At 70.0% G+C, this 24,802-nt stretch carries 18 protein-coding genes; 3 read left to right on the plus strand and 15 right to left on the minus strand.

Annotation, left to right across the window (positions count from 1 at the left end; genetic code table 11):
* Positions 1-79: 79 nt before the first annotated feature.
* The 8 genes from AC07GB_RS28520 to AC07GB_RS28555 all read right to left on the minus strand — a co-directional run bounded on the left by AC07GB_RS28520 (position 80) and on the right by AC07GB_RS28555 (position 9,806).
* Positions 80-3,154 (minus strand): SpoIIE family protein phosphatase, encoded by a 3,075-nt coding sequence (locus tag AC07GB_RS28520; RefSeq protein ID WP_478850342.1) that lies wholly within the window; start codon positions 3,152-3,154, stop codon positions 80-82.
* 142 nt (positions 3,155-3,296) lie between these two features.
* Positions 3,297-3,749 (minus strand): ATP-binding protein, encoded by a 453-nt coding sequence (locus AC07GB_RS28525; RefSeq protein WP_478850344.1) that lies wholly within the window; start codon positions 3,747-3,749, stop codon positions 3,297-3,299.
* Positions 3,750-4,031: 282 nt separating this feature from the next.
* A complete protein-coding gene (locus AC07GB_RS28530; RefSeq protein ID WP_478850346.1) occupies positions 4,032-4,436 on the minus strand; it encodes a (deoxy)nucleoside triphosphate pyrophosphohydrolase in 405 nt (134 codons plus the stop codon).
* 24 nt (positions 4,437-4,460) lie between these two features.
* A complete protein-coding gene (locus AC07GB_RS28535) occupies positions 4,461-4,643 on the minus strand; it encodes an SPOR domain-containing protein (protein WP_030687960.1) in 183 nt (60 codons plus the stop codon).
* Between the two features lie 428 nt (positions 4,644-5,071).
* Positions 5,072-5,824: a GntR family transcriptional regulator gene (locus tag AC07GB_RS28540; protein ID WP_478850347.1), complete on the minus strand. Its 753-nt coding sequence runs from the start codon at positions 5,822-5,824 to the stop codon at positions 5,072-5,074.
* A 146-nt stretch (positions 5,825-5,970) separates the two neighbouring features.
* A complete protein-coding gene (locus AC07GB_RS28545; protein ID WP_478850348.1) occupies positions 5,971-7,227 on the minus strand; it encodes an alpha/beta hydrolase in 1,257 nt (418 codons plus the stop codon).
* Between the two features lie 177 nt (positions 7,228-7,404).
* Positions 7,405-8,988 (minus strand): S8 family peptidase, encoded by a 1,584-nt coding sequence (locus tag AC07GB_RS28550; protein ID WP_478850349.1) that lies wholly within the window; start codon positions 8,986-8,988, stop codon positions 7,405-7,407.
* Between the two features lie 311 nt (positions 8,989-9,299).
* Complete coding sequence (locus AC07GB_RS28555) at positions 9,300-9,806, minus strand: MarR family winged helix-turn-helix transcriptional regulator (RefSeq protein WP_478850351.1); 507 nt, start codon at positions 9,804-9,806, stop codon at positions 9,300-9,302.
* A gap of 165 nt (positions 9,807-9,971) precedes the next feature.
* Between AC07GB_RS28555 and AC07GB_RS28560 the strand changes: the two genes are divergently transcribed.
* Both AC07GB_RS28560 and AC07GB_RS28565 read left to right on the plus strand, forming a co-directional pair.
* Positions 9,972-10,652 (plus strand): malonic semialdehyde reductase, encoded by a 681-nt coding sequence (locus AC07GB_RS28560; RefSeq protein ID WP_478850353.1) that lies wholly within the window; start codon positions 9,972-9,974, stop codon positions 10,650-10,652.
* Between the two features lie 42 nt (positions 10,653-10,694).
* Positions 10,695-11,933, plus strand: coding sequence for an MFS transporter (locus AC07GB_RS28565; protein ID WP_478850355.1), 1,239 nt, complete (start codon positions 10,695-10,697; stop codon positions 11,931-11,933).
* A gap of 54 nt (positions 11,934-11,987) precedes the next feature.
* On the opposite strand, the gene AC07GB_RS28570 is transcribed toward AC07GB_RS28565, so the two are convergent.
* A complete protein-coding gene (locus AC07GB_RS28570) occupies positions 11,988-13,406 on the minus strand; it encodes an amidase (RefSeq protein WP_478850357.1) in 1,419 nt (472 codons plus the stop codon).
* A gap of 77 nt (positions 13,407-13,483) precedes the next feature.
* On the opposite strand from AC07GB_RS28570, the gene AC07GB_RS28575 reads away from it, so the two are divergent.
* Positions 13,484-14,065 carry a Uma2 family endonuclease gene (locus AC07GB_RS28575; protein WP_478850359.1) on the plus strand — a complete coding sequence of 194 codons (582 nt, stop codon included), beginning with the start codon at positions 13,484-13,486 and terminating at the stop codon, positions 14,063-14,065.
* A 689-nt stretch (positions 14,066-14,754) separates the two neighbouring features.
* Here the strand turns inward: AC07GB_RS28575 and AC07GB_RS28580 are convergent.
* The 6 genes from AC07GB_RS28580 to ychF form a co-directional block, all read right to left on the minus strand.
* The gene (locus tag AC07GB_RS28580; protein ID WP_478850361.1) at positions 14,755-14,994 is read right to left on the minus strand and encodes a tyrosine-type recombinase/integrase; all 240 of its coding nucleotides are present in this window, start codon (positions 14,992-14,994) and stop codon (positions 14,755-14,757) included.
* A gap of 409 nt (positions 14,995-15,403) precedes the next feature.
* Positions 15,404-16,147, minus strand: coding sequence for a hypothetical protein (locus AC07GB_RS28585; RefSeq protein WP_478850363.1), 744 nt, complete (start codon positions 16,145-16,147; stop codon positions 15,404-15,406).
* Between the two features lie 512 nt (positions 16,148-16,659).
* Positions 16,660-18,279, minus strand: a complete 1,620-nt coding sequence (locus AC07GB_RS28590; RefSeq protein ID WP_478850365.1) for a type I restriction-modification system subunit M — start codon at positions 18,277-18,279, stop codon at positions 16,660-16,662.
* Positions 18,276-19,391 carry a restriction endonuclease subunit S gene (locus AC07GB_RS28595; protein WP_478850367.1) on the minus strand — a complete coding sequence of 372 codons (1,116 nt, stop codon included), beginning with the start codon at positions 19,389-19,391 and terminating at the stop codon, positions 18,276-18,278. Before AC07GB_RS28595 ends, AC07GB_RS28590 begins: the two co-directional genes overlap by 4 nt.
* A gap of 401 nt (positions 19,392-19,792) precedes the next feature.
* The gene (locus tag AC07GB_RS28600; protein WP_478850369.1) at positions 19,793-23,395 is read right to left on the minus strand and encodes a type I restriction endonuclease subunit R; all 3,603 of its coding nucleotides are present in this window, start codon (positions 23,393-23,395) and stop codon (positions 19,793-19,795) included.
* 267 nt (positions 23,396-23,662) lie between these two features.
* Positions 23,663-24,751, minus strand: a complete 1,089-nt coding sequence (ychF, locus tag AC07GB_RS28605; RefSeq protein WP_478850371.1) for a redox-regulated ATPase YchF — start codon at positions 24,749-24,751, stop codon at positions 23,663-23,665.
* Between the last annotated feature and the right edge of the window lie 51 nt (positions 24,752-24,802).

Genomic DNA, 24,802 nt, shown 5'->3' on the forward strand with positions numbered 1-24,802 from the left:
GGCCCGCGCCCACGGAGCCCCCCGGCCCGGCCCCGCCAGGGCTCGCCCGGAAAGGCCCACCCTCAGCACAGGCCCACCCTCAGAACAGGCTCATCAGCGCCTCCGCCGCGTCCATCGGCGGAGTGTCCCCGTCCGGCAGCGCCAGTTCGAACCAGACCGTCTTGCCGCGCGGAGTGCGCCGCGAGCCCCAGGCCGCGCTCAGCAGGCCGACGAGCTGGAGCCCGCGCCCGCCCTCGTCGGTGTCGCGGGCGCGGCGGCGGCGCGGCTGCACCAGGCCCGCGTCCCACACCTCGCACACCAGGGTGCGATCGAGGAGCAGCCGGAGCCGGATCTCGCCCTCGCCGTACCGCAGGGCGTTGGTGACGAGTTCGCTGACGAGAAGTTCGGCGGTGTCCACGAGGGCGTCGAGGCCCCACTCCCGCAGGCGCGCGCACGCCAGTTCGCGGGCGTGGCCCACCGAGCGCGGCTCGCGCGGCAGCGTCCAGTCGCCGACGTGCTCGGCGGGCAGCCCCTGCACGCGTGCCATGAGCAGCGCGATGTCGTCCTCGCCGTGGTGGGTGTCGAGGGTGCTGAGGACGTGGTCGCAGATGTCCTCCAGGGCCTGCCCGGGGTCGGTGAGGGCGCCGACGAACGCGTTCAGGCCCTCGTCGAGGGGGTGGTCGCGGGACTCGACGAGGCCGTCGGTGTAGAGGGCGAGCAGGGCGCCCTCGGGCAGGTCGACCTCGACTTCCTCGAAGGGTTCGCCGCCGACGCCGAGCGGCATGCCGGGCGGCACGTCGAGCATGAGCGCGCTCTCGTCGGGTTCGACGAGGACGGGCGGCAGATGGCCCGCGTTGGCGATGGTGACGCGGCGGGTGACGGCGTCGTACACGGCGTACACGCAGGTGGCCAGGTACACCTCGGCGAGGTCGTCGGCGTCGCGGCCGCCGCGCCCCGCGGTGGCGTGCCGGGGGCCCGAGGGGTTGCCGAGGCCGCGGGCGATCTCGTCGAGCGCGGAGAGCACCTCGGCGGGTTCCAGGTCGAGCAGGGCCAGGGTCCGTACGGCGGAGCGCAGTTCGCCCATGGTGACGGCGGCGCGCAGACCGCGGCCCATGACGTCGCCGACGACGAGGGCGGTGCGGTGGCCGGGCAGTTCGATGACGTCGAACCAGTCGCCGCCGACCTCGGTGGCCGCGTTGCCCGGCAGATAGCGGCAGGCGATGTCGAGCCCGGCCGCCTCCGGGTCGCCGGGCGGCAGGAGGGAGCGCTGGAGGATCAGGGCGCGCTCGTGTTCGCGGCGGTAGAGGCGGGCGTTGTCGATGCAGACGGCGGCGCGCGCGGCCAGCTCACCGGCGAGCGCCCGGTCGCGTTCGCCGAAGGGCTCGCTGCCCTTCGTACGGGAGAACTGGGCGAGGCCCACCACGGTGTCGTGGGCGACCATCGGCACGGCGAGCGTGGACTGGATGAGGCCGCCGGTCAGCCGGGTCGGCCCGCAGTCGTCACCGGCGGCGATCAGGCGCGCCCGGGCGGTGCGCAGCGCGTCGGCGCAGGAGGAGGTGAACGGGAAGCGGTGCACGGAGCCGACGTCGATGGGGCCCGTGCCCTCAGGGAAGGGCGCGTCGGCCACGGCGCTGGCGAAGGCGACGCGGCGCAGCTCGGCACTGCCGTCGGCGAGGCCGGGCGGTGTCTCGTCGCCGTCGAGGAGGCCTTGGTAGAGGTCGACGGACGCCAGGTCGCAGAAGCCGGGGACGGCGACGTCGAGGAGTTCGCGGGCGGTGGTCTCCAGATCGAGGGAGTTGCCGATGCGGGTGCCCGCCTCGTTCAGGAGGGCGAGGTTGCGGCGGGCGTGGGCGGCCTCGCGGGCGGCGACGTGGCGGCTGGTGACGTCGTTGCCGAGGCCCGCGATGCCGATGGGGCGGCCCGAACCGCTGTGCACGCGGTAGAGGTTGATGGACCAGTGGCGGCGCTCGCTGCTGCCCGGGGCGGGCCCCACGATCTGCATGTCGGTGACGGCCTCGCCGGTCTCCAGGACGCGGCGCAGGGCGGCCTGCATGCGGTCCGCCTCGTTGCGCGGCAGGTAGTCGTGGACGGTGCGGCCGCGGTGGTCGTCGACGGCGCCGCCGAAGACGGCGGCGAAGCGGCGGTTGGCGCGCTGCACCTTGAGGTCCGTGCCGAACAGGAGGAATCCGAAGGGAGATTGGCCGAAAATGGATTGGGAGGCGGCGAGGTCGGTCTCGATCTGCCGGAGCGCCAGGACGTCGACGACGATGCACACGGCGGACCGCTCGCCGTCCGCCGTCCTGGCGGGCATGACATAGACCTCGGCGACGCCTTCGCGGACGGGGGCGCCGGAGGCGGGCCGCGGCTCCGCGTCCCCGGCGAAGGGCTCGACCGGCTCGGGCAGACGAAAGGGGACCGACCCCGTCCACTCCCGGCCGTCGAGGATCTCGGCCATCTTCCGGTGGCCGCGCGGACGCAGCTCCCGGGGGACGAACGCCTCGATGGGGTCCTTGCCGACGGCGTCCCGCGCGGGCACGCCGAACAGCCGCTCGGCCCGGCCGCTCCACTGGTCGACGAGCCCGTCCGGGCCGATCGAGAACGACGCCACCTTGATGTAGTCGTAGAGGGAGCCCGGCGGGCTGCTCTGCCAGATGATGTCGCCCTGGGTGAGGGCCTGGTCCTCGACGCGCGGGCGGGGCCGGCCCGCGCCCTGGTGACGCGCGTCGACGGCGTCCCGCGCCCCGGCTACGCCATGCGCCGCACCGGCACCTACCGCCCCGGACCCGCCGCGCCCTACGCCACGGCCGTCGTCGGGCCGCGCGGCGCCGCCCGTCTCCCGCCTCGGCAGGCCGCCGCCCGGGCCCTTCGCGGGTACGTCGCCCGCGGCGCCCGGGGGCCTGTCCGCTCCGCCGTGAGGACGCTCGGGTCCGCTCGCGCCCGCGAGGCCGCGGCCGTGCTCGGCCGCCGCGCCGACGGGTCCGTGGTCCACGCCGCCACCTGCGGTGGTACGCGCACCCTCGCCCGCGCTCGACGCCGCGGTGCCGGCCGGGTCTCCGGCCGCCGGGGAGGCTGCCCACCCCGCCCGCGCCGTCGGCCGCGTCGCACCCGTCGCCTTCGCTGGTATCTCGCTCACGCGAACCGTCCCCTCCAGCTCACCGCGTCCGGCACCGGTCACCGAATGTGGCTGCCCGCAGTATCCAGCACTACGGGGCCGTGCCACACGCCGTTCACGATCACAGCACGCACTTACCGCTTTTTGGCCCGTGACCGCCTTGCGCCTGTCCCGTGCACTTGTACGTACCGACGCTCTCTGTCTTCTAACCGGGCAGCGCCAGCTCGAACCACACCGTCTTGCCCGCTCTTCCCGTACGTCCCGGTCGGGTGCCCCAGCGGCTCGACGACCTGGCCACCAGCTGGATCCCCCGGCCGCCCTCGTCGTCGGGCGCGGCGACGCGCTCGCGCGGCGGGTCGGGCACGGGGTCGGAGACCTCCACGAGGAGCGGGTCCAGCGGGCCCTTGGGGCGGACGAGGCGGACCACGATGGGGCCCGACGCATACCGCAGGGAATTGGTCACCAGTTCGCTGACGAGCAGCACGGCGACGTCGCCCAGGGGGGCGAGGCCCCAGTCGCCCAGCTGCTCGCGGACGACGGCGCGGGCCCTACGGACGGCGCCCGGGTCCGCGGGAAAGTCCCACTCGGCGCAGTCGCCTTCGGTGTCGAGCACGCCGATCACTTCCCAGCCGAGCGACGGATCCATGTCCGGTTTCATGGGGTTAATGGGCACATACCCGATATCCCGGTGGGATTACCGTGTTCAAGGTGGCACTGTGGCACGAACGGCGTACGAGAAGCAGAACCTCACCTTGACGAACCTCGCGCGCCCCCTGGCGCCCCGCGCCGCACAGCGGAGCGCCGGGCCCTCGCCCACCACGCCGGGGCCGCGCCCGGGGGAGCCAGGGGCGGGCCGTGGGGAGTCCCCTACGGAGCTTGGGGAGAGTTCCCTACGGAGCTTGGGGAGTCCCCTGCGGAGCTTGGGGAGTCCCCTGCGGAGCTACCGTTCACCCCGGCCCGCGTGGCCGAGCGCCCGGACGGCCGGCACGTCCGCCGCCAGCCAGTCCACGGCCCACAGCTCATCGGGCTCCAGCCAGCGCAGCGCGTCGTGGTCCTGGAGCGGCTTCGGCTCGCCCGCGAGGAGGCGGGCCCGCCACACCCGCATCACATAGCCGCGTCCGAGCGGGTACTCCCCCGGGACGCGGTCGACGACCTCCGCGTCGACGCCCAGCTCCTCCTTCAGCTCGCGCACCAGCGCGTCCTCGTCGCGCTCTCCGCGTTCGACCTTGCCGCCGGGCAGCTCCCAGCGCCCGGCCAGTTCCTCGGGCGCGCTGCGGCGCGCGGCCAGAAGGCGGCGCTCACCGTCGTACAGGGCGGCGCCGACCACCACGATCCGCTCAGTCATGCGCCGGAGCCTACGCCCGCGACGTCACCGTCCGCCGTTCTGGTTCAGCCGCTCGATCCAATAGAGCTGCTTGTGTCCGCGGTCGTCCAGGCTGTCGGCGATCTTCTGCGCCTCGGCCTTGGTCGCGTACCTTCCGACGCGGTAGCGGTTGCCGTTGTCGTCCTGCCGTATCACGAGCCAGGGAAGTATGACCGTCCCGTCGTTCATGCCGTCCCTCCGCTCCCCACCCCTGGCGCACCTCACGCCTCGATCAGTAAGGAAACCGCATTCCGCATATGCCCGAGCTTACGCCCGACCTTTACGCAGCGGATACGACTTTGCACAAAGAGATACGCAATCGGCCAGCACGAAGGGGGCGCACCCTCACGGATGCGCCCCCTTCGCCGGCCACAACCGGCCGCGACGAGCCCTGACTCGGCCCCCTTTACGCCCTGTTGACCCAGGCGCCCCGTCACCGTGCGCCCCGCCCACCGGCACGCTCGGCACGCACACGGGAACGGGCCAGGCGGCGACCCGCCGCGTCGACCGGGCGATCAACGGGCGTCGGGCCAGGGCGAGTCGGGCCGCGAGAACGTCCGGAATCCAGCCCCGGCGAGCGCCCGCCGGAGCGCGGGCACCGCGCGCGGGGCGGACGGTCAGCGCACGGGCAGGTGATACGCGACGCGGTACCGGTCGGCCGGCACGACGATGTCGGCGGTCTCCACGGGGCGCCCCGAGGCGTAGTACGTGCGCTGGACGACGAGGACGACGTGACCGGGCACCCCGCCGAGCGCGAGCAGTTCCTCGGCGAGGCCGGGGCGGGCGCCGACCTCCTCGGCCACGTTGTCCACGACCACGTCGATGGCGGCCATGCGGTCGACGACGCCGCAGCCCCCGAGGGGGCCCTCCTCCGGGAGCATCACGGGGGTGCGGCCGGTGACGGCGAGCGGCTCCCAGGAGGTGGAGAGCATCATCACCTCGCCCGCGTCCCGGAAGACGTACTTGGTGCACATCACGCGGTCGCCCACACGGATGCCGAGCCGCTCGGCGACGGCGGCGGTCGCCTCCGCCTGCTCGCTGCGGGACTCCCAGGTGCCGCGGGTGCCGTCGGCGGCCTGCTCCTGGCGAAAGGGCGAGGAGGTGCCGGGGCCGCGGAATCCGGTGCGCGCGATGCGGCGCGGGACGGGGCGCTCGCGCACATACGTGCCGGAGCCGGAGCGCCCCTCGACCAGGCCCTCGGCCATGAGGACCTTGCGGGCCTCCAGGGCGACCGTGTCCGAGACGCCGTACTCCTCGCGGATCCTGGCCTGCGAGGGGAGCCGGGTGTGCGGAGGCAGCGAACCGTCGGTGATCTTCTTGCGGAGATCACCCGCGACGCGCAAATACGCCGGCTGCTCACCGAAAGTCACTGGCCACTCCCATCAGGTTGACAGACAGCAACAGCGTGGCAACCGTGGGTTGTTGGCCGCAACCCTAGGCCAAGGAATCACTCGAAGTGATGATTTCCCGGCCCATGGGGCTTTACGCAGCGCGTTCCCGGCGCTATATCCCTCAACTATCTCCCATTACCGGCCAGTTGACGCTCATCCGTCCGGCCGGTGAGGTCGCCCGGGCGCGCTGACCGCCCCGCGATCCCGTCCAGGAAGCGCCCGAGCGCGGCCCGCGCGACCTGACTCGCCCAGCCGCCCCAGTTGACGTCGAAGCAGTGGTCCGCCCACGGCAGTTCCACGTACCGCGCGGAGGCTCCGGCGACGGCGAGGCGGCGTGCCAGGTCACGGGCCTGCGCCACCGGCACCGCCCGGTCCGCGCCGCCGTGCAGGAGCAGCGTGGGCGGCACCCGGCGGTGCACGAGCCGCGCGGGCGAGCCGAGCCGGTAGCGCTCGGGCGCCCCGGCCGCCGAGCCGCCCATCAGGCGCGGCATCAGCGGATCGGCGCGCAGCACGGTCCGCTCGATGAGGCGCCGCATGTCGGTGGGCGCGTACAGGGAGACCACTCCGGCCACGGCGCTGTCACGCATCGCGCACGCCGACCGCTCGTGACGCTCACGCTTCGTACCCGCCGCACGCCATGCGCCCGGGGCGGGCGAGGAGGGCGCCCGCGCGTAGGCCGCCGCGAGCGCCAGATTGCCCCCGGCGGAACTGCCCGCGAGGACCAGGCGGTCGGGGTCCACGCCGTAGGCGTGCGCGTGCCGCCGCACCCAGCGCACCGCGCACCGTACGTCACGGATCTGGTCGAGCTGGGTGACGCGGGGCGCGAGGCGGTAGTCGATGTCGAAGACCGACCAGCCGCGCGCGTTGAGCCAGCGGTTCCACCGGGGCGACTGGCTGCGGTGACCCTTGTTCCAGCCGCCGCCGTGCACCCAGACCACGGCGGGGCGACGCGCCGCGGGGCGCTCGGGCAGGGTCCACAGGTCGAGCTTGACGCGCTCGCCGCCGGGGCGCGTGTAGGTGATGCCGCGCCCCCGGTCGGGTGTCTTGGCGTAGTTGACCCCGCCGCTCACGTACGTGCCGAGGTCAAGGGTCGCGCCCTGGCGCTCGGCGGTGCGGTACGCCGCCGCGTACGGCATCGCCCCGTACACCAGGGCCGCGAACGCGGTGAGCGCGGCGGCGCCCGCCCACCACGGGCTCCGCCGCCCCGCGCACGCGGCGGCCGCGAGGCCGAGCAGCGCGGGCGGCACGAGGACCAGGCTCCAGGAGGTGACCGCGACGGCGACGGCCACGAGGGCGGGGACGCGGGGCAGTGGTGCGGCGACGAGCACCGCGAGCGCGGCGTTGAGCAGGCAGAGGGCTGCCAGGAGCGCGCGGATGACCACGCCACAGAACTATCACAGAAGCAGACAAAAGGCCCTTAGGGTCACCTTCCCGACCGGCCCGGGCGCGCCCCGACCGGCCCGGGCGCGCCTCGTCCCCGCGGGCGGCCGGGCGGACCCGGAACCGCGCCACGGGGACGAGGTCAGTCATCACTTCATGTCACTGCCGCGAGCGGGGGCTCAGAACTGGAGGCCCCAGCTGTCGAGCGTGCCCTCGTCCTGGTTCGCGTTGTCGGTCACCCGGAGCTTCCAGGTGCCGTTGGCGGTCTCGGAGGAGGCGTTGACCGTGTACGAGGTGTTGATGTCGTCCGAACTGCCGCCCACGCCGAAGTCCTTGAGGACGTACGCCGTGGTGTCGGGGGCGACGAGTTCGATCTTCAGGTCACCGATGTACGTGTGCTTGATGGCGACCGGCACGCTGAGTGTCGCCGGGGCGTTGCCCGGGACGCCGGAGACGGTGAGGGGGGACTCCACGGAGGAGTTGTCGGTGATGGAGAAGTCCGCGCCGTTCTCGAACTTCGGTCCCGGCGGGTTGGTGCCACCGCCGCCCACGTACAGCAGGCGGTTGGGCGAGCCGGTGCCGGGGCTGCCGACGACGTTCGGGGTGGCCGCGGCGACCAGGGCCTGGGAGACCTGGGCGGGGGTCGCCGAGGGGTTCTCGGCGACGTACAGAGCGGCGGCGCCCGCGACGTGCGGCGAGGCCATCGACGTGCCGTTGAGGGTGCTGGTCGCCGTGTCGCTGGTGTTCCACGCCGACGTGATGCCCGACCCCGGGGCGAACAGGTCGAGGACGGTGCCGAAGTTGGAGTAGCTGGCCTTGGCGTCGGTGCTGGTGGTGGCGCCGACGGTGATGGCCTCGGTGACGCGTGCGGGTGAGCGGGTCGAGGCGTTGGTGCTCTCGTTGCCCGCCGCGACGGCGTAGGTGATGCCGGCCGCGACGGAGTTGCGCACGGCCGTGTCGAGCGCGCTGTCGGCCGGGCCGCCGAGGCTCATGTTCGCCACGGCGGGCTTGGTGGCGTTGCGCGTCACCCAGTCGATGCCCGCGACGACCTGGGCGGTGGTGCCGGAGCCCTGGTTGTTGAGCACGCGGACGCCGACGATCCGCGCCTTCTTGGCGACGCCGTGCGCGGTGCCGCCGACGGTGCCTGCGACGTGCGTGCCGTGGCCGTGGCCGTCCTGCGCGACGTTGTCGTTGTCGATGGCGTCGTAGCCGTCGACGGCACGGCCGCCGAAGTCCTGGTGGCTCTTGCGGACGCCGGTGTCGATGACGTAGACGGTGGCACCCTCACCGGCCTTGTCCGGGTACGTGTACTTCTGGTCGAGGGGGAGGTTGCGCTGGTCGATGCGGTCCAGACCCCACGACGGCGGGTTGGGCTGGGTCGCGGCGACGGTGTAGGTGCGGTTCTGCACGACGGAGGTGACGGCCGGGTCCGCGGCCAGCTTCTTCGCCTCGGCTTCCGAGGCCTCGACCTCGTAGCCGTTGAGCACCTTCTTGTACGTGCGCTCGATCTCCGCGCCGTGCTTCTTCGCCACGGCGCGACCCTTGGCCGAATCCGCCTTCGCGGCGTCCTCGTCGAGCGTGACGATGTAGCTGTTCGCGACGGCGCCCGGGGCGCCCGCGTACTGGATCCTGCCTTCCGCGCCCTTCGGCTGGGCGGCCGCCGGGAGAGCGGACACGACGCCGAGAGCGACCGCCGTCGCGGCGGTCAGTGCGAGCGTGCCGGCACCTGTCAGTCTTCGTCGACTGTGACGCGTCACTGCCATCTGAGGGGTCCTCCTCGATCGGTGGTGCGCCTGTGGGGGATGCGACAGGGGCATGACAATGCAGCGACGGCATGTCTACGCCGAGTTGATCAGTGTTCAACTCTCTGTCGCCGTCGAAAGGTTGGCGGATCCCCAGGGGACGCACAAGGGTGGGGTTCGGACGTAACACGATTGCCATGTGCGGGTCATGGCCGAAAAGCAGCGACGGGCGGGCCCCCGAAGCCCGCCCGCCCTTCCGGCGCCACGCCTGCGGGTCGCGCTCCTGGCGCGAACCCGACGACACCCCGCCACCGGGCCGGACCCCCGCCGCGTCACGTGATCGATGTGTCGCCGTGCAGTTCGAGGAACTTGCGGAGCAGTTCGGCGGCGCGCTCGACCTCCTCGCGGTCGAGGCCGTCCAGGAGCCGGTCGTAGTTGTCCAGGTGCTCGACCATCAGCATGTCCGTGAGGTCCTGGCCGCGCTCGGTGAGGCGGATCTTGACCGTGCGCCGGTCGGCGTCGTCCCGGACGCGCTCGACCAGGCCTTTGGCCTCCATGCGGTCGATGCGGTTGGTGATCGCGCCCGAGGTCACCATGGCGGCCTTCAGGAAGGCGCCGGCGGTCAGGGCGTACGGCGGCCCGGAGCGGCGCAGCGTGGTGAGGACGTCGAACTCGCCCGTCTCCACCCCGTGCCGGGCATGGAAGGCCTTGGCCTCCCGGTCGAGCAGCCGGTGCATGCGCTGCACCCTGGCGATCAGCTGCACCGGCCACAGGGCGTCGGTCAGCTCGGGGCGCTCCTTCTCCCACTGCCCGACGATGGCGTCCACGGCGTCGCTCATGCGGACCCACTCTCCTTCGCTTTAACTCTCTCAACGGACGTCTTCTCAATGCTAAGACACTTGACGCTGAACGAACCCGCGTGTTTTTATCTCAACGTTGAAACTCTCACTCCTCAGAAGACGAGGGTGAAGAGAACGAACGCGAAGAGAATCCAGGAGCACGCCATGCCCGCCACCCCCCAGACCGCCGTTTCCGCCACCGCCCAGACCGCCGTTTCCGCCACCGCCGAGACCGCCGTGCCCGCCACCGCCAACGCCGCCCTCGCCCTCACCCACGAGGCCCAGGACCTGCTCTTCCGCGAGGCCCGCACCGCCAACACCTTCACCGATGAGCCGGTCACCGACGAGCAGGTCCAGGCCATCTACGACCTGGTCAAGTACGGTCCGACGGCCTTCAACCAGTCGCCGCTGCGCGTGGTGCTCGTCCGCAGCCCGCAGGGGCGCGAGCGGCTCCTGAAGCACATGGCCGAGGGCAACCGCGCCAAGACCGCCACCGCCCCGCTCGTCGCGCTCCTCGCCACGGACCACGAGTTCCACGAGGAGATGCCGCGCCTGCTGCCGCACGCGCCCGACACCGGCCGCACGTACTTCTCCGAGCGCGCGGTGCGCGAGCGGTCGGCCGTGCTCAACGGGGCCCTCCAGGCCGCGTACTTCCTCGTCGGCGTACGCGCGGCGGGCCTCGCCGCCGGTCCGATGACCGGGTACGACGCGGCGGGCCTGCGCGCGGAGTTCCTGGACGACGACCACGAGCCCCTGATGGTCGTCAACATCGGCAGGCCCGGCCCGGACGCCTGGTTCCCGCGCTCGCCCCGGCTGCCCTACGCCGACGTCGTCACCACGGTCTGACACCCGGCCGCCGCCGCACACCACTCACTTCAGGGGGTTCCCATGTCCACCGCGACCGTCACCGGCAAGGCCGTCCCGCGCGGCGCCGCCGCCAAGGCCACCGCGCCCGCCCGCTCAGGGCAGGTCCCCATCGGCTGGCTGGCCCTGCTCGCCACGCCCGTCGCCGCCGGGGCCAACGCCCCGGTGCTGATCCTGCCGGACATGGCACGTTCCCTCGGCGTCCCCACGGCCACGGCGACCTGGCTGGTCACCGCCTTCGCCTGGGCCATGGCGGCGGGCACCCCGCTGCTCGCCGGGCTCCTGCGCCGCCGCGGCCTCGCCACGGTGCTGCGGCTGAGCACGGCCCTCGTCCTCGGCGGCACCGCCCTCGTCGCCGCCGCGCCCTGGCTGCCCGTGGCCCTGGCCGGACGCGCCGCCCAGTCCCTCGGCGGCGCCGGCCTGGTCGCCATCGCGATGAGCCTCGCGGGCAACGCCCGGCGCATGGGCGTGATCAGCTCCGGCTTCGGCGTCCTCGGCGCGGCAGGCCCGCTGCTCGGCGCGACGCTCACCGACGCGGTCTCGTGGCGGCTCGCGCTCGCCGTCTCGGCCCTTGCGCTCATCGCCGTACCGGCGGTCGCCCGGTACGCGGGGCAGACCCCGCCCGCCCAGGGCCGCTTCGACGCCCGCGGCGCCACGCTCCTCATCGCGCTCGCCACGTCCCTGATCCTGCTGCCGACCGCCCCGCTGCCCGCGCTCGCCGGCGCCCTGGTCTCCGCCGCGCTCCTCGCCGCGCACGTCCGCCGCCGCCCCGAGGGCTTCGTCCCGGCCCGGCTCCTGCGCTCGCCGCTCTTCCTGACCTCCGCGGTGCTCGGCGCGGCCCTGTCCACCTCGTACTTCACGCTCCTGTTCACCGTGCCGCGGCTGCTCCAGGACCGCGCGGGCTGGACCACCGGCACGATCGGCACCGGCCAGCTGGTCACCCTGCTCGTCGCGTCGGCCGCGTCCTGGCTGCTCGCCGCGGCCTCGGTCCGCATGGGGCGCGCGGCGGTGCGCGCCGTCCTGGTCACCGTGGGCCTCGCGGCGGCCCTCACCGCGGTCTTCGCCACCTCGGGCGCGCTGCTCCTGCTCGCCGCGGGCGCGGCGGCCTTCACCGCGACGGGCGCCAACGCCACGCTCTCCGTGCACGCCGCATCCGCCACCACGGACGCCCAGCGCCCCACCGCGATCGGCCTGTTCGCCCTCAGCTACCAGCTCGGCGGCGCCTTCGGGCCCGGCCTCGCCACCCTGCTCGTCCTCGGCTGACCCCCTTTCGCACCGCGGCCCCCGCCCCCTCACGGGCGGGGGCCGCACCCCTGCTCACAGCGCGGGCCGCCTGCGCCCCCACCCCGTCGCTGCCTCGAACGCGGCCCCCGCCTCCAGGACGGCCCGCTCGGCCCGGGGCGGCCCCACGATCTGGATCCCGACCGGAAGGCCGGCCGCCGTGAACCCGGCGGGCACGGCCAGGGCGGGCGCGCCGAGCAGCGACACGTGCGACGCGGACCGCATCCAGTCGATGTACGTCTCCTGCGCCTGCCCGTCCACGACCCGCGGGTACTCCCACTCCACCGGAAAGGGCGCGACCTGGCTCACCGGCGCCACGAGGACGTCGTACCGCTCGAAGAACCCGGCGGCGGCGAGCAGGATGCGCGTGTGCTCGGCCGTGGCGGCCGCGAGGTCGGCGCCGCGCAGCCTCCGGCCCTCCTCGATGTTCCACACGACGCTCGCCTTGAGCAGCTCGCGGTGCTCGTCGAGCAGCGGCCCGAGCCCCAGCAGGAAGGACTGCGCGCGCAGCACGCGGAAGACGGCGTCGGCCCCGTCCAGGTCCGGGCAGTCCTCCTCGACCCGCCACCCGAGGGCCTCGAACACCGCGCCCTGCCGGTCCAGTACGTCCCGTACGTCGGCCTCGACCGGCACCCGGCCGCCCAGATCCGGCGCCCACGCGACGCGCAGCCCCGCGGTCTCGCCCTCCAGGGGCGCCCGGAACGACGCGGCGGGCGGGGTGTCCAACGAGAGCGGACAGCGCGGATCCGGCCCCGCGACGACGGAGAGCAGCAGCGCGACGTCGGCGACGGTGCGCCCCAGGGGCCCCGGCACGGTCAGGCTGTCCCACACGTTCGCCGTCGGGTACGACGGGACCCGGCCTGGCGTCGGCCGCAGCCCCACGACGTTGCAGAAGGAGGCCGGATTGCGCAGCGAGCCGCCCATGTCGCTGCCGTCCGCGAGCGGCTGGAGCCCCGCCGCGAGCGCGGCCGCCGCTCCCCCGCCGCTGCCGCCCGCGGACCGCCCGAGGTCGTACGGGTTGCGCGTCGCGCCGAACACGGCGTTGACGGTGTGCGACCCGGCCCCGAACTCCGGCACGTTGGTCTTGCCGAAGCCCACGGCCCCCGCCGCCCGCATCCGCGCCACGATCAGCTCGTCCTCGTCGGGCACCCAGTTGGCGAACACCCGTGAGCCCAGCGTGGTCCGCGTCCCCCGCGTCTGATGCGTGTCCTTGAACGCCACCGGCAGCCCGTGCAGCGGCCCCACGTCCGCGCCCCCGGCCAGCCGCTCGTCCGCCTCCGCGGCCAGGGCGAGCGCCCTCTCGCCCTCCACGCTGACCACGGCGTTCACCCTCGGGTTCACCCGCTCCACCCGCCCCAGGTGCGCCTCCATCACCTCCCGGGCGGACACCTCCCGCTCCCGCACCATCCGCGCGAGTTCCCCGGCCCCGGCCCCACAGAGATCGTCGTCATCCATACCGGACCACGGTGGGGACGAGGGGGCGGGGCGTCAACAACGCCCCCTGGGCAGCCGCCCCTCGGTACGGTGAGGGCATGACCGCGTTGCCCGACTGGATGCGCCCGCCACGCCCCGAGGGCTGGTTCGCGGAGGACCTGGACCACCTTCCGGAAGCCCCGCGCCACACCGAGCTGATCGATGGAGCCCTCGTTTTCCTGATGTCGCCACAGAGGTCCTGGCACGGCCGCCTCGTCACGGCGCTGACGGTCGCCCTCATGCGACAGGCCCCGGAAGGGGTGGAGGTCGAGCGGGAAATGACCGTCCGGCTCGACACCCGCAACCGTCCCGAGCCCGACCTTCTCGTGACGACAGCCATGTACGACCCCGACCGCACGTCCTACGACCCGGCGGATGTCCAGCTCGTCGTCGAGGTCACCTCCCCCGAATCCGCCCACCGGGACCGCACGGTCAAGCTCCGCAAGTACGCCGAGGCAGGCATCCCCCACTACTGGTGCGTCGAGGACGAGGGCGGGGCACCCGTCGTCCACGTCTACGAACTCGACGAACCGACCGGTTCCTACGCCCCGGCCGGCATCTTCCGCCACACCCTCGAACGGGAGCTTCCGTTCAAGATCAGCCTCGACCTAGACAAGCTCACCCCCACCCGCGAGACCTGACGCCGTACCGCACGACGCGGAAGGGGCCGGGTCCACCAGGACCCGGCCCCTTCCGCGCGAGCGGATCAGACGTTGAAGCAGAATCCGTAGTACAGAGCCCCCACCTGCGGAAACGCGGGTTTTGCAAGGGCCATCCCAGCACCATCCCAGCACGGGCGTTCCATCCCAGCACCATGCAGACGAGCCAGCTCTCATACTCCTACGCAGCGCGATTGCCAGCGCTCCAGCTCGCCTCCTCGGGCGGGAAAGACGTCGCGCTCGGGGACGCGGGCCGCATGGCGTGCTGTAGAACGTCCCACAGCGATCCCACACGCTGGGCAACAGATGCCCGTAGATGTCGACCGTAGTCGCGACCGAGCGGTGGCCCGGCCAGCGCGACATCTCGTGGATCAGCACACCGTTGGCCAGGCCGTGGGGGCCAAGAAGTGCCGCAGGCTACGAGCCTGTACTTGGCATGGCCGTCCAGGTCGACCAGGCCGGCCGACCTCAGCTCGCTGGCCGTGGCGGAGAACACGATGACCGGTTGTACGACTGGCCAACGGCGGTCAGCGCTCTCCGTTACTGCACTTCGCGAACCGCCAGCGTCGCACTTTTGATCAACAGGGGGCACCGTGCGCACACTTCCCCGAGAATGACCACGTCGAACTGCTACATCATCGGGAGACTCTCGTGGTATCCGTCGCGCTGGTTCACTGCACCACCCTCATGCTGCAGCGCCTGACGAACTCCTCAAAGTCCCGGCGCGCCAGCCCAGCCAGCGGCTTGCGACCAAGACTCGGCACGAGATGGTTACGGATGAACCCTTCGTAGTTGCGGCGGGTTGGTTCACCAATGACTCTTCGATCAAGCCACTCTTCAGCCCAGACAGACAGCAACATGGCGCCACGCGCAGGATCGATGCAGCCGCGGGCATTCTTGTCCTTCTCCACCTTGGCGGCGAAGGCGTCCGCACCGTCCAGGCCGATCCTCCGTGGAAACGACTTCTCCCGTTGCCGCCCTCGCCTGCCGCCTGGCTCCCGGTACCGCACGGTCCAGGCGTGACCGCATCTTGGGCACATGCAGGGATAGTTCCGATCGCGCACATCCCGCTTGCCCCTCTGAAAGACGTGCGCCACCCACACTCCGATCTACCGGACGCCTGTCCTTGAGATCGTCACTATCACCTCACACGCGGGCAAGACACTCACCGCTAATCCACACTTTTCGGTGAACATGCCTCATCATCGCCAGGTCGACGACAGCAGTCAGCCACTTGAATCGGCGGAGCGCATGGCCGAAGGTCAAACCCGAGGATTGAAAGCGCCCGAAGGCCAGTTCACGGGGCTCGTCATCGATCATTCAGTCGACGTCCAGTTGATCTCCACCTGGCGCTTCCGAAGTGCCGGCCGGAGTCGGGGCCGGAGCCGGATGTCCTGAGGGCTTGGACGCCTCCCCCTCCAGCGCATACGCGAGCGCGAGTGCAATCCGCTCGATCCAATTCAGCGCGTCCGTGACATCAGCCTCGCCGATCGGGCGGCGCTGCTTGAGGTCACCGTCGATCAGATCCGCGTCGTGTGCGATCTGGTTTCGGCGGCGGAGCAGCAGGACGTACTGGCCGCGTAGCCGTTTGTCGTCGTATGAAGTCCGATACTGGCTCCACCGGTTGACCCACTTCGCCGCCTCCCGCCACACTTTGACATCGGTGACGAGCGCCATCACCTTCGCGATGGCGTCCGGGTTCTGCAGGGTCTGGTGGGCGATGTCCTGGCGCACCCGTTCCGCGACCACCTCGGCTGTGGTCGTCTCGCCCCGCTGCACCCGCTCCACGCAGTGCAGCGGCAACGGGTATTCACGCAGCTTACGCGGCATGTCCGGATCGTCCTTGGCGGCTTCCTCGGCGACCCGGCGCAACACCTCTCCCTGCACCCAGTGTTCGAGGGCGGCGATGGACTGCACCCAGGCTGCCCGGTAGAAATCAGCGGTGTCGATACCCTTCGGGCTGAGCACCTCCAGCGCCTGCCCGGCTCGCACCATCTTGCGTGCGTACGACAAGTTCGTGACGAACGATTCGAACTGACGGGTCTGGGGGTGCGCGATGGCCATGCATACCTCTGTACGGCGCGTAGGAGAACGGAGAACTCCGGAACGTGGACTCCTGATATTCCCTGTACGGCACAGAGGCCGGTCAAGCGGCTTTTCAGATCCCGGTCATGTTGTGGCTCGATCTGATCGGTTCAGCCCCGGGTCCGGCCCTTCACTTCCTTACAGCAGGCGTCCGGAGCGCTCCGCGACACGTACGGGGTCGGCCGGCTCGCGTCGAGGCGTTGGCTCAGCGTTCTGGGCGATCAGCCCAGAGGCCAGGCCACTACCGGAGCCGGAGACGGCGTAGGAGGCTTCGCCGCTGGCACTGTCCCAAAAGAGGTGGCTGGGCCGGCCCACAGATGTCCGCCGTGGTGGCTGTCGCAACTGCTCCATTATCGAGCCAGTGCATCGTAGGGACTTCAGCATCGCCACCTCTGATGGAATGCCGACAGTAACCGCGCGAAAAAGCCGAGGGCTACAAGGCACTCGGCATTGCAGCCCTCCAGCGCGTGACGCAAGCCTTCCGGCCATCGTCAGACCTCTTCTGCCTCCGGTACATCAACATCCGCGCCCAAGGACTTCGCAATGGCCGTGAACTCGGCCAGGGCGGACTGAAGATCGCGCACGATCTCCTCGGCGATGACCTCAGGCTCCAGGTCGCTGTCCGCGTCCTCCAGGGCCGGGTCTTTCATCCACGTGATGTCGAGGTTGACCTTGTCGCGCCTGATCAAGTCCTCATACGCGTACGACTTCCAGCGACCGTTCTCGTCCAAGTCCGAGACGCGGGCAGTCAGCGGCTCGCCTGCCTTGTACCGGGCGACGAAGTCGTCCATGTGGGCGCGGGTCAGCGGGCGCTGCTTCATGGTGAAGTGCTGGCCGGTGCGGAAGTCGTAGATCCAGGTGACGGCGGTGTGCGGCTTGCCGTCGGCGCGCGGGGGCTTCTTGTCGAAGAACAGTACGTTGGCCTTGACGCCGCCTGCATAGAAGATGCCAGTGGGCAAGCGCAGGATCGTATGCAGGTCGAATTCGTCAAGGAGCTTGCGGCGGACCTTCTCGCCCGCGCCGCCCTCGAAGAGGACGTTGTCAGGGAGGACGACGGCAGCACGGCCGTTGACTGCTGTCAACGACATGATGTGCTGAAGGAAGTTGAGCTGCTTGTTAGTGGTGGTGGCCGTGAAGTCGTCACGGTCGTACTGAATGTCTTCCTTCTCCAACTCGCCGTCCTGGCCGATCACGGTAATCGCGGACTTCCGGCCGAAGGGCGGATTGGCGAGGACCAGACTCGCGTGCCGGCCACTCGGCTTCTCGGCAAGCGCGTCGCCGACGTCGATCAGGCTCGGGCCGTCGCTCTTGCCGATGCCGTGCAGGAGCATGTTCATGGCGGCGAGGCGGGCGGTGCCGGTGACCAGCTCGGTGCCCCAGATCTTGGATCCGCTGTCGTACGCCCTGCGGGCGTCGATGCCCATGTCCCGGACGTGGTGCCGGGTGACGTACGCGTGGGCAGCAATCAGGAAGCCTCCGGTACCGCAGGCGGGGTCGGTGATGGTGTCGTCCGGGCCCGGCCGGGTCACGTCCACCATCGCGTCGATGAGCGCGCGCGGCGTGAAGTACTGGCCGGCGCCGGTCTTCGTGTCCGACGCACCCTTGGCGAGCAGGCCCTCATAGGCGTCACCCTTGAGGTCGGTGCCGGTGACCGTCCACTCCTCGCGGCCGATCAGCTCGACGACCAGCTTTTCGAGCAGTGCGGGCTTGGTGATCCGATTCTGGGCGTCGGCGAAGATCGTGCCGATGGTGGTGTCGGGCTTACGGCCCAAGTGCTCCAGGATGGCGCGGTAGTGCGCTTCGAGTTCGGTACCGCGCTTGCTGACTAGCGACTTCCAGTTGTAGTTGGCGGGCACAAGGGCGCTAAGGTCGCGGCCACCCCACTCGTCGTTCTCGATCTCGTCGACCATTTTCAGGAAGAGCAGGTACGAGAGCTGCTCGACGTACTCAATGGTGGACATGCCGTTGTCGCGGAGGACGTTGCAGTAGTTCCAGAGCTTGGCGACCAGGGTGTTGGTCTGCGCGGCGGCCTTCTTGGACTTGGGCGTCTCGGTGAGCGGGACACCCTCGGCGCAGGGTGCGGCTGCGTCATCTGTAGCGGGGGCGGTCACTGGAAGAGCTCCTGCTGAATGCTGGTGAGGGGGGCGGGGGTTGGGGCTGGGGCAGGCTCGGCCGCCTTGGCCGAGGCTGCCCCCTTGCGGAGGCGCGCGGCGCGCTTGGCCTTGAGGGCCGGCTTGGCAGCGTCGCGCTCGGCGGCGATGCGGGCAAGGATGGTGGCGGCGGGTTCGTCTGCCGCGTTCTGGGGAACAAGTCCGCCGCTGAAGGCTTTACGGAGTAGGCCGTTGCGTAGTCTGGACGCACGTAGCCGTGCGATAGCGACAGCCTTTGCCATCCGGTCGATCTGTGCGAGGCCCTCCTTGAGTCTTTGCAGAATCTCGTCCTGCTCGCCCCTCGGGGGCACCGGAACGGGAAGGCTCTTGATCTTCCTCAGGCTGATTGAAGCAAGGTTCGTACTCTGCTTGCCATTCACCTCGAACCATCGCCCCATGCCGTTCGCGTAATGCGACAACAGCTCGGGCTTGATTAGATCTCCTCGAATTCGGGCCCTGAATACGTGGTTCTGGTGAATGGCGTTCTCTACCTGCCCCTCCCAGACCCAGCCGCGTCCAAGCTTGTCCCGATCCCCTCCCTCATTCATGAGAACATCGCCGGATCTCAACCGCAGCTGATCCGCTTTAGCGGTAGGCACACGGATCTCATGAACGCTGTCGAGCACGAGCCGCCCGCGCTGAACGTTCGCGACACGGAGGTAGGGAACCTCAGGAATATCCGGGTCGGACTGCTTCTTCTTGTCCTTGGTCACGCCCCCGACAACCTCAGCCAGCTCCTCCAGGCGCATCCAAGTCCAATGTTCTGGAATTTTTGGCAAGTTGCCATCGATAGTCCCAGCAGCAGGAGGAAGCGAGGCTGTGGGGACGCCATCAGGTACGGCGAAGGCTGTCACAAAGTCAGTGGTTCGGACCCGCAGGTAGTCGATCCTGCGGATCGCTAGTTCCAAGGACGTATCAGCGGCATCCAGCCGGGAGAGCTGCTCTTCGAGGGCCTCGACGATGCGGTGCTGTTCAGCCAGCGGAGGGACAAGCAAACGAACCTGGCCGAGATTCTTTCCCGAGATCCTCTTTCGCGTTGACCCTGTCTGGTATCGATAAATCTGACTGCGCACTTGCGGAGAGTTGATGGCCCACATGAGCCACCTGGGATGCACGCCACCAATTCCGGGACGAAGGATGCGAACATCCACCACGGTTGCCGCCCGGCGAGGCCCCCCCGGGTACATGCAAGCCCTACCGAGCGGATCTGGCATTCGCGCCACGAGCACATCACCGGGCTCCAGGAAGGTGCACTTCAAGCGCTGAGCAGTCTCAGAGCTCAGTGACCGATCACTGCGGTCACGGAACTCCCCATCTCCAATGTCAGCCAACTGCACCAGCCGAACATCACCATTAGGGTCCTGATCCTTACTCTCGACCCAGTCGCCGTCGGAAGAAACTCCGTCGAGGGAAATGAGGTCAGACAGGGATGCCTCACACCACCCCTCTGGCAGCTCGTCACTCAATCCCTCGCTCAAGCCAATCCCCGATTCAGCTCGTCCAACAGTTCCAGCGCCTGGTTCCTACCACCGAAGGCGTTCGCAAAGCCCGGACCGCCGCCCTTTTCCGAGAACGGCATGTGGCCGAAGTCCTCACGCTCCATCCCCAGGTCGACCACGATCGCGTCCTTGATACGGTGCAGCCACCAAAGCTGGTCCTCGGTGAATTCCGCACCCGCCTGGCTCTGCCGCAGCAGCCAGCCCTCGAAGCGCTCCTCGACCACCGTACGATACGGGCGAAGCTGGTCGTCCGCGCCGAGCGTGTAGCGGACCAGGTTCATGAGGTCACCCAAGCCAGCTGACTTCGTCAGCGACTCGGCCGCCTCGCCGACTAGCTCGTAGTGGTCCCAGATGACCTTCGGGGTCCAGTTCCGCCTGGCGGCCTTGATGGCCGCCATCAGTTCCTTCAGGTGGGCCCGCGCCTCCTGCGGCCGCACCCTCGAGCCGCTGCCGAGGATCACCTGCAGAGCGATTGCCTCCGCCGCCGCCTCGTCACGCTTGCGGCTCTCCAGGAGCTGGCGCCATTCCGCCAACTCCTTCGCCGCCCGCTCCTCCCTCGGGACCTCATTCACCTTCAGCGTGACCTCGGTCGTCGCGTCGTACGTGAGGTCGTGCTGCTGCTTGATGCCGATGATCAGCTTCCGCAGTTCCGGGTGTGTGGTCAGAGTTTCGACAGAGTCGTGGACCAGCCGCCGCGCGCGATCCGCGCCGCCTTCCCGGTACGCCCGGTCCTGAGTGTCGACGTCCACCGCGTCGGTGATCTTCCGGACGATGTCCGCCAGTGACACCCCGCCCGACGCCTGCTCGATCCGCTCCCGCTCCTCCTTCGTGAGCTTGCGGTCAAGTCGGGCCAGCCGGCGCCCGAGCGTCTCGGCCTGCTCGGCCGTCAGCGAGCGGCTGCCCGCCTTGTCCATCAGCTTGATCAAGCTGAGACTGCCGCCGTCCGGCGGCAGCATCGGGCGGGTGTCGACCAGCGGCGATGCTGTGACGCCCACCGCGTCGACCAGAACGAAACGGTCCTTGGCCAGGTCGGCGGCCGGATCTGGAGTGACCGCCTTCAGGTCGTCGGCGTCGATCGTGCGGGCGCCGCGTCCCTTCATCTGCTCAAAGAGGACAGGACTGCGAACGGCCCGCAGGAAGATCACGCACTCCAGGGCCTTGACGTCCGTACCCGTCGCGATCATGTCGACCGTGACGGCGACCCGCAGCAATGGCGAGTTTCGCAGGTCGTTGACGAGCTGCTCGGGGTCGTCGCCCTTGTCCCGGGAGCGGTAGGTGATCTTCTTGGCAAAGGCGTCTCCGCGCCCAAAGACCTCCTTGACCTGCTTGAGGACTTCGTCCGCATGGTCATCGCTCGCCGCAAAGACCAGCGTCTTAGGCAGTTCGGTCCGGCCCGGGAACCAGCGCTGCCAGTTGTTCTTGTACGCGGTGAGGACGGCCCGGATCTCGTCCTCGGCAATCACCGTGCGGCCGATTTGGCCCACCGTGTAGACGAAGTCCTCGTCCAGCTCCTCGTAACGCTGGGCGCGGGTCTTGCGGTCGCGGATACGGACCGTCGTCCCCTTGTCGATCTTCGCGCCACCGTCCTCCCGTATGGAGGAGTCCATGGTGACCACGTCGAAGTCGACGTTGACGCCGTCGGCGACTGCTTGTTCGTAGGTGTACTCGGAGACCATGTTGCCGTCGAAGAAGCCCTTGGTCTGCCGCGTAGGGGTGGCGGTGAGGCCGACCAGGTGGGCGTCGAAGTAGTCCAGGACGCCACGCCACAGGCCATAGATGGAGCGGTGGCACTCGTCGATGACGATCAAGTCGAAGGACTCGATCGGGACGGCCGGGTTGTACTCGACGGTGACCGGACGGTCGGTCATGTAGTTCTCGTCGAGGGTAGAGGAGTCCTCGCGGTCCTCTGCCTCAGCGGTATCCTCCAGCGACTCGCCCTTGAGGAGCGCGTACATGCGCTGGATCGTGGAGACGACGACGGAGGACGTCTCCTGGAGACCGGACCGGCCGAGTGAGTCGACGTTGTAGAGGTCGGTGAACTTGCGGTTCTCGTCCGGCGTCTTGTAGCGGTCGAACTCGGCCTTGGCCTGGCGGCCGAGGTTGTTGCGGTCGACAAGGAAGAGAATGCGGCGCGCACGCGCGTGCTTGAGCAGCCGGTACGACGCGGTAACCGCAGTGTAGGTCTTGCCCGCACCAGTGGCCATCTGGATCAGTGCGCGCGGCTTGTCCTGGGCGAGTGAACTCTCCAGGCCGACGATCGCCTCCTCCTGTGCCGTACGCAGGTCGTGCGACTCCAGGACCGGCAGCGCGGTGCGCAGGGCGGCCCGGAAGGTGGGGGTATCCGGGTGCTCTGTGGCCCGCTTCATCCAGGCGGCGAAGGTCTCCGGGTGGTGGAAAGCGAAAACCGAGCGGGAGCGGGCGTGCGGGTCGAGGAGATTGAGGAAGAACGTCTCGGCGCCGGTGGTGGCGTAGCGGAAGGCGAACGGTTCCCCCTCGCGCCAGACCGCCATGGAGTGCTCCTTGAGGACGCCGCCCGCGTACCGCTCGTTCTGCGCGAGGGCGCCGGCCAAAGGGGTGCCCTCACGCTTGGCCTCGATAACGCCGACGATCATGCCATCGACATAAAGGACGTAGTCGGCGCGGCCGGTGGCCAGGCTGAACTCTCGGACCGCGACGCCCTGGGAGGCGAGTGGGTTGAGGTCGCCGTAATCCTGGACCGTCCAGCCAGCCTGGGTGAGCATCTCGTCGATGCGGACGCGAGCCTGTACCTCGTTGAGCGGCTCGGGCCGCTGGGCGCGGGCGACGATCGCCTCACGGGCGTTGACGCTGACCGGTCGGGGCTTGAGGCGCTCCTGGTCGTAATGGTCCTGGTGGGCGCGCCGGAGCCGCTCGATCTCGTCCCGGTGGCGGGCCACCTCCGCCTCGGACTCAGCACGGGCCCGCTCAGCGGCCTCGGTCAGCCTCTCGGCCTCCTCCCGGCCGCGCCGCTCGGCCTCCAGCCGGTCACCAACCTCGCTGAGGCGAGTTCGGGACTCGGCGAGGTTGCGCTGGTAGCGACCGAGCGCCTCGCGGAGTTCGGCCAGCTCGGCAGATCCGCCCGCCACCTCACTAGGCAGCCGAGGCGGCACGAACGCAGCGATCTCTCGCACGTCGTCGATTGCGCGGGAGAAGAACTGGCCGAGGTGAAAGCAAAGTTCGACGGCCTTGAGGGCCTTGCTGGTGTCGAAGAGGTGATTATGCGCGGCGTCGTTGCGCCCCCGGCGGAGCGTGTCAAAGGCGTCCCGAGTGCGACCGGGGAGCAGGCCGGCGCGCTGGAGTCCGGCCAGCCGGTCGACCTGCCGGGTTCCCTCGACGCGCACTCCGGCCCGCCGCACCAGCTCCTCGGCAAGCACCTCGCCGAACTGGCCGGAGGCAACGTACGAGACGTTGGGGTTGGTGAAGACGGACTGCTCGGCCTGTGCGCCGTAGATCGCCAGCAGGGGCTGCATCGTGTAGAGCCGCCCGAAGTTGGGAGACCTCCGGGCCGCTGCCTTCAGCTGCTCCGGGACTTGCTCACGACGCCGTGCCTGCCCGCTCATACGCTGCTGCTCCTTGACCAGGCCGCATCCGGCCCCTACCTGTGACAAGACCTCTTAGCCTATGCCCAACTAAGCGATCTGATCTGGCAAATAAACCGTTCACGACAAGATCCACTGCCTCGCCCCCGCCGCCCGTGCAGGGACAGATTGGCGCACCCGTCTCGAGCGCCAGACCTGCGTGCTTTGAGCCGCCAGAGGGGCCCGTCTCGGACTGAGGGGCCCCTCTTGATCTGCAACTCTGCAGATGGAAATTTAATTAAAATTCAATTAAACGTTGAAGCGGAACTCCACCACGTCCCCGTCCTGCATCACATAGTCCTTGCCCTCCATGCGCGCCTTGCCCGCGGCGCGGGCGTCGGCGACCGAGCCCGTTTCGACCAGGTCGGCGAAGGAGATGACCTCGGCCTTGATGAAGCCCTTCTGGAAGTCGGTGTGGATGACACCGGCCGCCTCGGGGGCCGTCGCGCCCTTCTTGATGGTCCAGGCGCGGGACTCCTTGGGGCCTGCCGTCAGGTAGGTCTGGAGGCCCAGGGTGTCGAAGCCGACGCGGGCGAGGGTGGCGAGGCCGGGCTCCTCGGCGCCGACGGACTGGAGCAGCTCCAGGGCGTCGTCCTCGTCCAGCTCGGCGAGGTCGGCCTCCAGCTTGGCGTTGAGGAAGATCGCCTCGGCGGGGGCGACCAGGGCGCGCTGCTCGGCCTTGAAGTCGTCGTCGGTCAGCTCGTCCTCGTCCACGTTGAAGACGTAGAGGAAGGGCTTGGTGGTGAGGAGGTGCAGGTCGTGGAGCAGTTCCTCGTTGCCCGAGCCCTGGACGATGCCCGCGGAGAAGAGGGTGTCGCCCTTCTCCAGGATCTCCTTCGCCGCCTCGACCGCCGCCACCTTCGGGGCGATGTCCTTCTTGATGCGCGACTCCTTCTGGAGGCGCGGCAGGACCTTCTCGATGGTCTGGAGGTCGGCGAGGATCAGCTCGGTGTTGATCGTCTCGATGTCGTCCTTGGGCGAGACCTTGCCGTCGACGTGGACGACGTTCTCGTCCGCGAAGGCGCGGATGACCTGGCAGATCGCGTCGGACTCGCGGATGTTCGCCAGGAACTTGTTGCCCAGGCCCTCGCCCTCGCTGGCGCCGCGCACGATGCCCGCGATGTCCACGAAGTCGACGGTCGCCGGGAGGACCTTCTGGGAGCCGAAGATCTCGGCGAGCTTGTCCAGGCGGGTGTCCGGGACGCCGACCACGCCCACGTTCGGCTCGATCGTCGCGAACGGGTAGTTGGCCGCAAGGACGTCGTTCTTGGTCAGGGCGTTGAACAGGGTCGACTTGCCGACGTTGGGCAGACCGACGATTCCGATCGTGAGCGACACGTTGCGACTTCCCGTACGTGAGGAGTGGGGTCTTGGCTGGGGCTGTGTGAG

Source organism: Streptomyces sp. NPDC045778 (genome assembly GCF_056431945.1).

What these genes read in the sequence shown, in the direction of transcription:
- AC07GB_RS28525 (WP_478850344.1), bottom strand. Translation starts at nt 3,749, where the DNA reads ATGAAACCGGACATGGATCCGTCGCTCGGCTGGGAAGTGATCGGCGTG.
- AC07GB_RS28530 (WP_478850346.1), bottom strand. Translation starts at nt 4,436, where the DNA reads ATGACTGAGCGGATCGTGGTGGTCGGCGCCGCCCTGTACGACGGTGAG.
- AC07GB_RS28535 (WP_030687960.1), bottom strand. Translation starts at nt 4,643, where the DNA reads ATGAACGACGGGACGGTCATACTTCCCTGGCTCGTGATACGGCAGGAC.
- AC07GB_RS28550 (WP_478850349.1), bottom strand. Translation starts at nt 8,988, where the DNA reads ATGGCAGTGACGCGTCACAGTCGACGAAGACTGACAGGTGCCGGCACG.
- AC07GB_RS28555 (WP_478850351.1), bottom strand. Translation starts at nt 9,806, where the DNA reads ATGAGCGACGCCGTGGACGCCATCGTCGGGCAGTGGGAGAAGGAGCGC.
- AC07GB_RS28560 (WP_478850353.1), top strand. Translation starts at nt 9,972, where the DNA reads ATGCCCGCCACCCCCCAGACCGCCGTTTCCGCCACCGCCCAGACCGCC.
- AC07GB_RS28565 (WP_478850355.1), top strand. Translation starts at nt 10,695, where the DNA reads ATGTCCACCGCGACCGTCACCGGCAAGGCCGTCCCGCGCGGCGCCGCC.
- AC07GB_RS28570 (WP_478850357.1), bottom strand. Translation starts at nt 13,406, where the DNA reads ATGGATGACGACGATCTCTGTGGGGCCGGGGCCGGGGAACTCGCGCGG.
- AC07GB_RS28575 (WP_478850359.1), top strand. Translation starts at nt 13,484, where the DNA reads ATGACCGCGTTGCCCGACTGGATGCGCCCGCCACGCCCCGAGGGCTGG.
- AC07GB_RS28585 (WP_478850363.1), bottom strand. Translation starts at nt 16,147, where the DNA reads ATGGCCATCGCGCACCCCCAGACCCGTCAGTTCGAATCGTTCGTCACG.
- AC07GB_RS28600 (WP_478850369.1), bottom strand. Translation starts at nt 23,395, where the DNA reads ATGAGCGGGCAGGCACGGCGTCGTGAGCAAGTCCCGGAGCAGCTGAAG.